6 protein-coding genes are annotated in these 13,415 nt (G+C 38.0%); all 6 read left to right on the top strand.

Annotation, left to right across the window (positions count from 1 at the left end; translation table 11 throughout):
- The first annotated feature begins 8 nt into the window (after positions 1-8).
- Positions 9-1,664 carry a RagB/SusD family nutrient uptake outer membrane protein gene (locus ASU31_RS09310; RefSeq protein WP_057932069.1) on the top strand — a complete coding sequence of 552 codons (1,656 nt, stop codon included), beginning with the start codon at positions 9-11 and terminating at the stop codon, positions 1,662-1,664.
- 427 nt (positions 1,665-2,091) lie between these two features.
- Complete coding sequence (locus tag ASU31_RS09305; RefSeq protein WP_057932068.1) at positions 2,092-4,536, top strand: glutaminase family protein; 2,445 nt, start codon at positions 2,092-2,094, stop codon at positions 4,534-4,536.
- 108 nt (positions 4,537-4,644) lie between these two features.
- Positions 4,645-6,912, top strand: a complete 2,268-nt coding sequence (locus ASU31_RS09300) for a GH92 family glycosyl hydrolase (RefSeq protein WP_057932067.1) — start codon at positions 4,645-4,647, stop codon at positions 6,910-6,912.
- A gap of 69 nt (positions 6,913-6,981) precedes the next feature.
- Positions 6,982-7,857 (top strand): ROK family protein, encoded by an 876-nt coding sequence (locus ASU31_RS09295; protein ID WP_057932066.1) that lies wholly within the window; start codon positions 6,982-6,984, stop codon positions 7,855-7,857.
- A gap of 494 nt (positions 7,858-8,351) precedes the next feature.
- Complete coding sequence (locus ASU31_RS09290; RefSeq protein ID WP_083505318.1) at positions 8,352-11,549, top strand: SusC/RagA family TonB-linked outer membrane protein; 3,198 nt, start codon at positions 8,352-8,354, stop codon at positions 11,547-11,549.
- Positions 11,550-11,554: 5 nt separating this feature from the next.
- Positions 11,555-13,369: a RagB/SusD family nutrient uptake outer membrane protein gene (locus ASU31_RS09285; protein ID WP_057932065.1), complete on the top strand. Its 1,815-nt coding sequence runs from the start codon at positions 11,555-11,557 to the stop codon at positions 13,367-13,369.
- The last annotated feature ends 46 nt before the right edge of the window (positions 13,370-13,415 follow it).

Raw genomic sequence — 13,415 nt, 5'->3', positions numbered from 1 at the left:
TAAGAAAAATGAAAACATATAAAAAAATTATTCTATCTGTACTCTTAGTTTTACCTGTATTATTTAATGCATGTACTAACTTAGACGAGAAGATATATAGTCAGCTAATCACTGATAATTATTACAATAACAAAAACGAAGTTTTATCTGCGGTTTTAAGACCATATACTCACGCTAATGCTTGGGCAACACCATCAGGTCAAGATGGGTGGTGGAGACCATCAGAACTTTCTGGCGATCAGTTGGCTTGGCCAACAAAAGGAAGACATGGAGAAGATGGTGGTAAATGGAAACGTTTACACTATCATACCTGGTTAAGTGATGATGGGCCATTGAATAACGCCTGGTCTTTAATGTACGGAGGTGTTGGATACTGTAACGATCCAATCGAAAACTTAGAAAAGCGTAACCTAGAGCAAATGGGCATAACCCAAATAGAAAAAGACGGTTATATTGCTGAATTGAAGCTTTTAAGAGCATATCACTATCTAAAATTGATGGATCTTTTTGGAAACATTCCGATAGTAACCAAAGTGGGTACTCCTGCAAAACCAGAGACTAGACCGCGTGCTGAAGTTTTTGCTTTTATCGAAAAAGAAATCAAAGATAATATTGATAAAGCACCAAACTTATCAAGAAATATGATTGGCCGAATGACTAAAGCTGGTGCTTATGCCATGTTGGTTGAACTTTACCTAAATGCTGAAGTTTGGACAGGAACTGCTCGTTGGGATGATTGTATAGCTGCTGCTGATAAATTAATTAACAATGAAGCTGGCGGACAGAATGGAAATATGGCACTTGATGCAAATATTACTGATCAGTTTAAAAGCACAAATGATTTATCTAAAGAAGTGATTTTTGCGATTGCTTATGAATTTAGAATAGCTAACTCACAGCCATCATGGACGGGTGAATTCTTCCACTTTCAACAAGACAGAATCTATGGTGGTTCTAGAAATGGAAATAATGGAGTGGTAATGGTTCCAGGTAACTACACAAAGTATAACAATGATGATTTGAGAAAAACAACTTGGTTATTACAAGGCCCTCAAGTTAGATTTGACAATGGGCAGCAAGCACTTGCTTCTGGTGGTAATGAGTACGATGGTCAACAAATTAATTTTGTTGATGAAATTCGTCGTGCCAAAGTAGGCTCTACAGTTTCTAACATGAGTGAAGGAGAAGAAAACAGTGGTGTTCGTTTTAATAAATATAAATTAGGAAACAACGTTGCTGGTATAGTAGGTGGATTGCCTGTTGCGATTGATCTTAACTATAATTGTACAGACTGGAATTTATATCGCTTAACTTGGGTTTATTTTGCAAAAGCCGAAGCATTAATGCGTAAAAATGGCGGTACAGCAAATGCTCAAGCAGTTCAGTTGGTTAACGATTGCAAAAAACGTGCATTTACGTCTGCAACCTGGTCTGCAAATGAATACACAACTGCAACTTTAACACTTGATGAGTTATTGAACGAAAGAGGTAGAGAATTTGTATTTGAAGGTTTCCGCCGCGATGATTTAATTCGTTTTGGTAAGTTTACTACTGGAAGCTGGTGGGATCATACCCCTTCTGCAACATTTAGGAACTTGTATCCAATTCCACAAGTTCAAAGGACACTTAATGAAAACTTAGCACAAAACCCTGGTTATAATTAATTAGGTAAAACATAATAAAAAGCCGTATCATAAGAATTGTGATACGGCTTTTTTGTAAAATAAATACAACTATAATTTTTATAAATTAAACTTATGATGGTTCTAATTTATATCCTCAATTTTTAATTAAAAAGAGTTCTTATATGCTCTTTTTTAATATATATGTTATTGAAAGTGGTTGTTTTTCCATCCACTTTTAAATCAATGCTTTGTAACCTATATGTTACGATTTGGGGAGATGAAAAATGTATATTTTTTTACTAATATTGATATTAGTAAAACGTTTTACTTTGTTCAGCCTTTTACAAACAAAAATCCAATTTAAACCAGCATTATCTTTCGCAGCTTATTCAGCCCTGGCATAAGGTATTTGGAAGATAAATTGGTAAAACGTTTTATTAACTACAATGAAACCAAATATTAATTTATGAGAAAACTTTCCTTAGCAGCACTTTGTCTTTTTTTTAATTTAATTGTAAAAGCTCAAGATAAAGCACCCGCTTATCCATTAATTACACATGATGCTTATTTCAGTATTTGGTCTTTTGGCGATGGGCTTAACCAATCGGTAACTAAACATTGGACAGGCAGGGAGCAATCGTTACTGGGCATTATTAAAGTAGACGGGAAGTTTTACCGGTTTTTAGGCGAAGAAAGCAAAACCTTTACAGAAATACTTCCAGCTGCTGATGCATCAAAATATCAGGCTAGTTACAGTTTCGATAAACCTGAAGCAGGTTGGGAAAATAATAGTTACAACGATAACGCCTGGAAAAGAGCCGATGCTCCTTTTGGAGATGATAATTCTGCCAAAACAAAATGGAATAGCGATGATCTGTATTTCAGAAGAACCTTCAATCTAACCCATGTATCGGCCGCAAAAAAATACCTTAAACTCAATCACGATGACAATGTAATTGTTTATTTAAATGGTAAAGTCATTTACAAAAAGAATGGATGGGTTTCTGATTATATATACTTACCCATTGAAGATGGTATCTTAAAAACAGGAAAAAATGTGTTGGCCATCCATTGCAAAAATACGGCTGGTGGCAGGCATTTAGATGCCGGGATTGTAGAAGAAGATGCAGATCATGTTAAAATTCCGCCCGCAACCCAAACCAATGTGTCCATCGAGGCTACTACGACCAAATATACTTTTAACTGCGGCAGTGTAGAACTTCAGGTAAGTTTTACCTCTCCGCTATTACTCAACGATATTAAATTAACCGCAAGGCCAATCAGTTATATCAATTATACCGTAAAATCTACTGATACCAGGGCGCACAGTGTAGATCTCTTCTTTGGGGCATCATCAAGCCTGGCGGTAAACACACCAAACCAAAGTGTATCGGCCTGGAAGAGTTCGAAAAACAACCTCTCTATCTTAAAAACAGGAACGGTAGAGCAGCCAGTGTTAAAGAAAAGGGGAGATGATCTGCGTATCGATTGGGGTTATTTATACGTGGCGGTTCCTGCCAGGTTTAATGCGACTCAATTTATAGCTACGCAGAACGAAAGCTTAAAAAGTTTTGTCGGTTCCAGATATCCAACACCAACACAGGTTTTAAATTCGAAAAACCTAAACCTAAGCAGTATCATTCCTTTTGGTTCGGTTTCTTCAACCCCGGTAGATAAATATATGATGTTGGGTTATGATGACCTAAAATCGGTTGAATATTTTGGCGAAAAGCTGCAACCCGTTTGGAGGCTTTCGGGTAGTCAGCAGTTTGAAGATCAGCTGGCAGAGGCCAATGCCCAATATCCTTCGCTAAAAACCAGCTGTGCCACTTTTGATGCTCAATTATATGCCGACGCAGAAAAAGCAGGAGGAAAAGAATATGCTGATATGTGTAAACTGGCTTATAGACAAGCTATCGCGGCGCACAAAATTTTGTATGCCCCAAATGGTGATATCCTGTTCTTATCGAAAGAAAATTTTAGCAATGGCTCAATCAATACAGTGGATGTAACTTATCCTTCAGCGCCACAATTTTTAGTTTACAATCCCGAATTGTTAAAAGGCATGTTAAATGGTATTTTCTACTATTCAGAAAGTGGAAAATGGAAGAAACCCTTTGCTGCACACGATTTAGGTACTTATCCTTTAGCAAACGGCCAAACCTATGGCGAAGACATGCCTGTAGAAGAGGCTGGCAATATGATCATCTTAACCGCGGCCATTGCAAGGGCAGAAGGAAATGCAAAGTATGCCGCGAAACATTGGGAAGTAATGTCTGTATGGGCAAACTACCTGCTGAGAGAAGGTTTCGATCCGGCCAATCAATTGTGTACCGACGATTTTGCCGGGCATTTAGCCAGAAATTCGAATTTATCGGTCAAAGCCATCGTAGCTCTAGGTGCATATGCACAAATGGCGCAATTGTTAGGCAAGGCCGATGTGGCTGCAAAATACCGAACAGCTGCTTTACAAATGGCCCAAAACTGGATGAAACTTGCTGATGATGGCGATCATTATGCCTTAACTTTTAACAATAAAAATACCTGGAGCCAGAAATATAATTTGGTTTGGGACAAACTTTTAAAACTCGATCTGTTTCCGAAAGCGCTTTATAAAAAGGAGATTAACTTTTATTTAACCAAACAAAAAGATTTCGGATTACCATTGGATAGCCGCAGAACTTATACCAAGTCTGACTGGATTATGTGGACCGCTACTTTGGCCGATAATGATGCAGATTTTCAGAAATTTGTAACCCCGATTTATCGTTTTGCTACTGAAACAGAAAGTAAAGTGCCACTGAGCGACTGGCATGAAACCACCAACGGGAAAATGACTGGCTTTCAGGCGAGAAGTGTTGTTGGCGGTTATTTTATCAAAATGTTAGCCGATAAATGGAATATTAAATAATTATATAATCAGCATTTGGAGGCCTATAACTGCGCCAAAAAATGCCGGTTTTTTAAAATATACAGTCTGGTTTTGGTTATATCAGCTGGAAAGAATAAACACAAACAAATGAAACTTAAATTAATCGCATCCGTTTTATGCTGCCTGGTTACCCAAAACTTACGGGCGCAGCAGAAAGATTGGGTTCACTACGTTAACACCCTTCAGGGTACAAATTCTAAGCACGAACTCACCCGAGGGAATACTTACCCAACAACTGCGCTGCCATTTGGCATGCACACCTGGACACCCCAAACGGGTAGAAATGGTGATGGCTGGAAATATCAATACTTTAAAGACAAAATCAGGGGCTTTCAGCAAGCGCACCAATGCAGTTCGTGGACGAGAGATTATGCCGTATTTTCTTTAATGCCGATGGTTGATGAACTGATTGTAAACGAAGATAAACGCGAAACTAAATTTAGCCATCAGGATGAGGTTGCTAAACCAAACTATTATAAAGTAACCTTCGAAAATGATATTACCACCGAAATTTCACCATCAGAGCGTGGTGCACACCTCAGGTTCAGCTATCCAAAAGGTAAAAGAAGCTTTTTAATTTTAGATGGATACAACAGGTTAAGTGGTGTTCAGATCTATCCTAAAGAAAATAAAATAACGGGTTGGGTAAATAATGGCGAAGGTTTTAAAAGAGGTTGGAAAAGTTATTTTGTAATTCAGTTCGATCAACCGATTAAATCTTACGGCACCTGGGAGAACAAAAGTAATACCATTGCAAAAGATTCTATTTCTGCTGAAGGATTGGGTAAAGGTGCATTTGTACAGTTCGAATCTGATACAAAAGTACAGGTGAAAACCGCTTCATCGTATATCAGTTTACAACAGGCCGAACTCAATTTAAAAAGAGAACTGGGCAATGATAAGACTTTAGAAGATACCAAAGCCCATGCTGCTGCGGTGTGGAATAAATCGCTGGGTAAAATAGAAGTAGAAGGCGGATCGAAAGCAGATATGGAAACTTTTTATTCTTGCTTTTTTAGGGCAAGCCTTTTCTCCAGAAAGTTTTATGAAATAAATGAAGCCGGAAAACCATATTACTTTAGCCCGTATGATGGTAAAGTGCATGATGGGTATATGTTTACCGATACGGGTTTCTGGGATACCTTCCGTGCGCAATTTCCACTAAACACACTAGTGCAGCCAGAAATGCACGGCCGTTATATGCAGGCCATGCTCGATGCCTATGAACAATGTGGTTGGTTGCCATCATGGTCTTTTCCCAGCGAAGCCGGAAGTATGATTGGTAACCACGCTATTTCTTTGTTAACCGATGCCTGGGCAAAAGGAATTAGAACATTTGATCCGAAAAAGGCGCTGGATGCTTATTATCACGAAGCAATGAACAAGGGGCCATGGGGCCCGGCAAATGGTAGGGATGGTGTAACAGAATATAATCAATTGGGCTACGTTCCTTATCCAAAATATAGAGAAGCTACAGCCAAAACACTAGAGTATGCCTACGACGACTATTGCGCTTACCATTTGGCAGAAATGATAGGGGATAAGCATTATATGGAGCTTTTTGAAAAACCCATGTACAATTATAAAAATGTTTATGATCCATCTACCCGTTTTATGAGGGGAAGGAACGACGCAGGAAAATGGTCGCCAAATTTCGACCCAACCGAGTGGGGTGGTCCCTTTACCGAAGGAAATGCATGGCACTGGCAATGGTCGGTTTTTCAGGATACCAGGGGTTTAATTAATTTGATGGGAGGGAACAACAATTTCATCGCCAAGCTCGATTCTGTTTTCAGCGAACCCAATAAAGTAAATGTAGGTTCGTATGGTGGCATGATTCACGAAATGACCGAAATGGTGATGGCCAACATGGGGCAATATGCTCATGGAAATCAACCCATACAACATATGGTTTATTTATATAATTATGCCAACCAACCCTGGAAAGCACAGTTTTATGCCCGGGAGGTGATGCATAAACTGTACGATGCGACAGAAAATGGTTATCCGGGAGATGAAGACCAGGGACAAACCTCTTCGTGGTATGTGTTAAGTGCATTAGGGTTTTACAGCGTAACACCAGGAACAGGGGAGTACGTTTTAGGAAGCCCCATGTTTAAAAAAACGACCATTAATTTAGAAAATGGCAAAAAATTCGTCATTGAGGCGCCTGCCAATAATGTTGCCAATGTTTATATCAAATCGGCAAGCTTAAATGGTAAAAATTATACCAAAAATTTTATAAACCATAACGATTTATTAAAAGGTGGGGTGTTAAAATTAGAGATGAATGTTAAACCTTCGTTAAATAGAGGGTTATTGGAAGAAGATAAGCCATTTTCAATCAGTAAATAAATATTGAATTGCTACTTTTGGCGAATTAATTCAGATTAATAAAGAATAGATAACAGAAATATATATAGAATGGAAAAGCCTGTTGCATTAGGTGTAGATATTGGCGGCTCGCATATTACGGCCGCATTGGTGGATTTAGAAACAAGAACTTTGGTGAAAGATTCTATCAAACGTAGCCCTGTGAATTCGCAGGAGAGTAAGGAAGTGATTTTATCGGCATGGTGCGATATCATCAATAAGGCTTTTAAAAATATTAAAAATGGTGCCCGGAATGTTGGGATTGCCATGCCAGGTCCTTTTAATTATAGCGAAGGTATTTCATTAATTAAAGATCAGGAAAAGTTTAAATCACTTTACCAGATCAATGTAAAAGAAGAATTGTCTGAAAGGTTGGATATCCCGGCAGAGCATATTCACTTTATAAACGATGCCGCAGGTTTTTTACAAGGTGAGGTTTTTGCCGGCGCTGCCAAAGGAAATGCCAGTGTGTTGGGGCTCACGCTTGGTACCGGACTGGGTTCATCGCTTTGCCTCAATTATAAAGCCTTTGATGCTGACCTCTGGAACTCTGAATTTTTAGACGGAATTGCTGAAGATTACTTATCTACGCGCTGGTTCGTAAAACGTTTTAACCAACTTAGTGGAAAAGTAGTTGCAGGGGTTAAAGAGCTGGTAGAAATTGTAGATACCGATCATCATGCAACCATGGTTTTTATGGAATTCGGTTATAACCTGGCGCAGTTTTTAATCCCGGTTATTAAGCAGCATAAAATTGATATGGTGATAGTTGGCGGTAATATTGCGCAATCGTTTAGTGCTTTTGCACCTGAATTAATTGCAACACTTAAAGGTAATGGGGTTGAAACAGAAATTAAAATCTCAGAACTGAAAGAACATGCTGCATTAATTGGTGCGGCCAGCTGTTGTGATTTAAGTTTGACCTAAACTTTAGGCTTTAACAGCCCTAATCTCATTGTTCGGAATAGATTATTTAAGAAAAAACTGCAGAACTGTGATTTAATCAATTAATTCTGCAGTTTTTTACTCTTTAACACGAGGCGATACTGTTTTATGTCTGCTTTTTTGTGCGTATCTCATTTATTTTTAGTGTAATTAGCTTTATTTTGGTTTATTTCTTCAAAAAAATCGAAATAAATTTTTCGTTTGCAATAATATTCTTATTATTGTTTAATAAAACGTTTTAGCTAATTAACAAACTAACTTTAGCCACATCCCATTTTTTAATATATCAGGAAAAGTTTTAATCTAATGATTGAGGCTTTTTTTTGAAACAAATTACTAAAACGTTTTAGTTTAATTAAAAAATTAACTATTCACTAATCATAAAGCCAAAGAGATCAATATGAACTAAAAATTTACACCTATTCAAAAATACCATTCCGTTCCCAGCGGATTACAAACCAAACAAAACTCAAACGATGAACAAAAAATTTACCAATTTAATTAAGCGAAAGCTTTTATTGAAAGGCTGTGCGCTTAAAATGACCACAGCATTATTAATGGTGGGCAACTGCTATGATGCATCTGCTTCAGCAATTACCCTTCATTCAAACGAATATTCAGAAAATAGTAATGTCGCCTCTGGCGTGCAGAAAGACATTGTAATCAGAGGTATAGTTAAGGATGAAACAGGTGCCGCACTTCCAGGTGCTGGTGTAAAAGTTAAAGGCACATCAATATCGGCTTCCGCTGATGTAAATGGTGCTTTTAGCATTGCCGTTCCTGATCAGAACTCCGTATTAATTTTCTCTTATGTTGGTTACGAACTATTAGAAATACCTGTTGGTACACAGACAAGCATTATTGTTAACTTAAAACCAACAGGAAATGATTTACAAGAGGTAGCAATTGTTGCTTTCGGTACGCAAAAGAAAGAAAGTTTAGTTGGCGCACAATCATCAGTTAAGGCATCTGACTTAAGACAACCAGTAGCCAACATCAGTTCTATGTTAGCAGGCCGACTTCCGGGAGTTGTAGCTGTAAATAGAAACGGTGAGCCCGGATCTACGAATGCTGATATCTGGATTCGTGGTATTTCCAACATTGGTGGAGATAGAAGTCCGTTAATTGTAGTGGATGGCGTTCCAAATAGACCAATTGATGGGTTGAGCTCATATGATATCGAATCTTTTACGATTTTAAAAGATGCGGCCGCTACTGCCGTTTATGGTATTAGAGGTGCAAACGGTGTAATTTTAGTGACGACCAAACAAGGTAAGGTTGGGCCACCACGAATTAATGTCGATTATTTCCAAGGAATTAGTCAATTTACAAAAAGCCCTGAATTGATTGATGGTGTTGATTATATGAACTTAGCAAACGAAGCTAAGCTTACAGAGTTTGTAAGAGGTGGAAGCGCCGGAACATTTACGCCTCAATATAGCCAAACAACGATCAATAGAACGGCATCGGGAGAAAACCCTGTACTTTATCCTAATGTTGATTGGCTGGATGCCATTTTTAAAAACTGGGGTCAAAATCGTACTGCAACAGCAAATTTATCAGGAGGTGTTAACAATGCGCGTTACTATGTATCATTAGGCTACTATGATGAAAATGGCTTATTTAAAACAGATAAAAACCAAACCTATGATGCAACCCAAAGTTTTGCAAGATATAATGTAAGCGCAAATTTAAACTGGGACATTACAGGTACTACCAAAATGGATTTGGGTATTAAGGGGATTTTAAGCTCTGGGAATTATCCTGGTGTTGATAATGCTCAGGGCGTTTTCAATCAGGCTTTCCAGTTAAACCCTACTTCTTTTCCTGTTTCTTATCCAAATGGTTCCATCCCAGGCATTAGCGCTCAATCTGATCAGCGCAATCCCTACGCCGATATTACCAGAAGAGGTTACAGAACTACTTTCACGAATCAGTTGTTCTCTAATTTGCGTTTAACGCAAGATCTAAAAGCGATTACACCTGGATTATCGGTAACAGGTATGTTCTCTTTTGATGTAAATAATACGAATAATATTAATCGTAATAAGCGTGAAAGTACCTATTATATCAATCCAAACGATCCATACAACGCTGATGGATCGTACAAATACGGATTAACATTTAATGGCCAAAACTTTTTGGGTTATACCAGAGCCAATGGTGGTGACAAGAAAATGTACGCAGAACTTGCATTTAATTATAGCCGTACATTTGGCAAACATGCGGTGTCTGGTTTAGTTCTTTATAATCAAAACGATAATTTAAATGCTTTTGCCGATAATTTTACATTGGCTATTCCTTACAGAAGTCAGGGTATTGCATCTCGTGTAACTTACGCATATAACGATCGTTATTTTGCAGAAGCAAACGTGGGTTATAATGGATCAGAAAATTTTGCACCAAATAAACGCTATGGTTTTTTCCCGGCTTTTGGTGTGGGATGGATCTTATCAAACGAGAAATTTTTTGAAGGCCTAAAAAACACCTTTCAGATGGTTAAATTCCGTTATTCTGATGGTATTGTTGGAAGTGGAGGTAGCTCAAATGGATATGTTACCAATGAAGGCGATCGTTTTTATTACCTAACTAAGGTAGGTTCTGCTAATGGCTATACTTTCGGACAAACAAGAAACATTTCACCGGGAGGTTTAAATGTAACTGCATACGGTGTTGATATTACCTGGGCTGAAAGTCGTAAACAGGATTTGGGCTTTGAGATAAAAACCTTAAATAATAACTTATCTGTTATTGTCGATTTATTTAAAGAACATAGAACAGGTATTTTCTTAGGTAGAGGCTTGGTGCCAAACTATATTGGTTTAGTATCAAACCCTTCAGGAAATCTAGGTGAAACCAGAAACAAAGGTATTGATGGAACAATTGAATACAATGCAAAATTCAGTGATGATTTTGACATTACCTTTAGAGGGAATTATACCTTTAACAAAGATCAGATTGTAGAAAATGATCAGGCCCCAACCAAATATCCTTGGCAAGAACTAAGGGGAAGTAACATTTTGGCACGTACAGGATATATTGCTGAAGGTTTATTTACAAGTCAAGCCGAAATTAATGCAAGTCCTAAACAGTTTGGAACTTTGCTCCCTGGAGATATTAAATACAAAGATTTAAATGGTGATGGTATTATCGACGCATTTGACCGAACTATTATTGGCAGAGGCGACGTTCCATCAACAATGTATGGATTTGGATTCTCTTTGAGGTATAAAGGTTTCGATTTAGGCGCTTTTTTCCAGGGTCAGGATAACGCTGATATCATTTTAAGTGGTGATGCCATTCAGCCATTTACAGCTTCAGGTGGCTTAGGCAATTTACATGCTATTGCTACAGACCGCTGGACGGTTGATAATCCGCGTCAGGATGCCTTTTATCCTAGATTATCCTATGGTGTAAATAACAACAATTTTCAAACGAGTACCTGGTGGAAACGTGATATCAGTTATTTAAGATTGAAAAATCTTGATTTGGGTTACACACTAAAAAATGGAATCAAAAAAATTGGTATCAATCGTTTAAGAATTTATGCAACTGGTTACAATGTGTTTACGATCAGCAAGTTTAAACTGTGGGATCCGGAATTAGCCTCTAGTAATGGAACCAAATATCCGCTAACGACCACTTATACCTTAGGTTTTACAGCTAATTTTTAATCATCATGAAGAAGATATATATATTCACAATAGCAACCTTGCTGGTTTTAAGTAATGCAGGTTGCAAAAAATTCCTGGATCAGGTACCTAACGACAGGTTAACATTTGACGAATCGTTTGCCACCAAAGCTACAGTAGATCAGTTACTTGCAAACGTTTACTCTACCTTACCAGATGAAATGCAGCAACGTTTTCCTGCAAATGGTTATACAGCGGGCCCTTGGACAGGTGCTTCGGATGAAGCAGATTACACCTTGCCAAGTAGTTTTTCAAATAACCTCAATAGTGGTAACTGGGATGCAACAACAGGACAGGTAAATACGATGTGGCAGCTATATTATAGAGGTATACAGGCATCGAGTAATTTTATGGCGAACGTTAGTAAATGTACTGACTGTAATTTAAATGGGGTTGATTTTATTTCCAGATATTACAATGAAGCTAGAGCAATCAGAGCCATTTATTATTATTATTTGTTGCGTCAATACGGTCCGGTAATTTTGTTGGGTAATGAGCCGATAGCTGCAGATGCACCGATTGAAACGATAAGTAAGCCTCGTAATTCATTCGATGAGTGTGTAGATTATATTGTAAGTGAGCTTGATGCTGTAACTGCAAATTTGCCTGCTATTCCGGTATCGAACGATGATTATGGTCATGTTAACAAAGCAGTTGCACAAGCCTATAAAGTACAGGTTTTATTAACAGCTGCCAGCCCCTTATTTAACGGAAATACAGACTATGCAAATCTTAAGAATAAAGATGGTAAACAATTAATTAGTCAAACGGCTAGTGCTGAAAAATGGAAAAGAGCAGCTGATGCGGCTAAATCTTTCATTACAACCTTTCCAAGTTTTACGTTGTATGTTAAAACAGGTACTACTCCTTTTCTTACTGCGTTCCTTTCTTGTAGAGATGTAATGTTAACCGATTGGAATTCGGAGGTGATCTTTGCTAAAGGTAATGCCGATATCACCAATTTACAATATAACATGGCACCTAACCATAACAATGGAACTGGTGGTGATAAAGGAGGATCATTCCTGTCAGTTTCTCAGCAATTGGTAAGAGCGTATTTCATGGCTAATGGAAGATCAACTGATGATCCACTTTCGGGTTATAGTGAAACAGGTGGATTTACCAGCTTTCAGGCGCCTGACGACAATGCTGCAAGACAGGTTAGCAACATGTATGTGGGGAGAGAGCCACGTTTTTATGTGGGGGTAACCTATACCAATAGAAAATGGATTAACCCAAATTCTAGCTTGATAACCAGTTTTGAATTTAACGGAAATGCAGGTAAAGGAAGCATCAGTAATACCGATTATTCAGGAACAGGCTATACACAAAGAAAAAATCTTTCTTTAAGTGGTTGGAGTACTGGTGGTAGAACAAATATTTTTATCCGCCTTGCAGAGATCTATTTAGATTATATAGAAGCATTAAATGAATCTGATCCAGGCAATCCAGATATTTTAATCTATTTAAATAAAATCCGTGAGCGTGCAGGTGTTCCTCAATACGGAGCTGGAGCTAATGCATTGCCTATCCCGGCTGATATGCGTGATGCTATCAGAAGAGAAAGAAGGGTTGAGCTTGCTTTTGAATCTCATCGTTATTTTGATACTAGGAGGTGGAAAATTGCCGAAACTACAGATAAAGTAATTTTAGGTTTAAATATTCAAAAGAATGCTGCCGATGGCTTTTACAATGTGGTAACAACTGAATCTCGTGTTTTTGATAAGAAACATTATTTATGGCCTATACCAAACGGTGAGGTTCAAAAAGTACCATTAGTCGTTCAGAATACAGGCTGGTAAAATCCATATAGCACCGGATGTTTCACCCGGTGCTTTTTTAACCCAT

This window comes from Pedobacter ginsenosidimutans (assembly GCF_001442625.1).
GTDB lineage: Bacteria > Bacteroidota > Bacteroidia > Sphingobacteriales > Sphingobacteriaceae > Pedobacter > Pedobacter ginsenosidimutans.
Note: the sequence above shows the minus strand (reverse complement) of the source record. Positions and strands in the feature narration are given on the sequence as shown.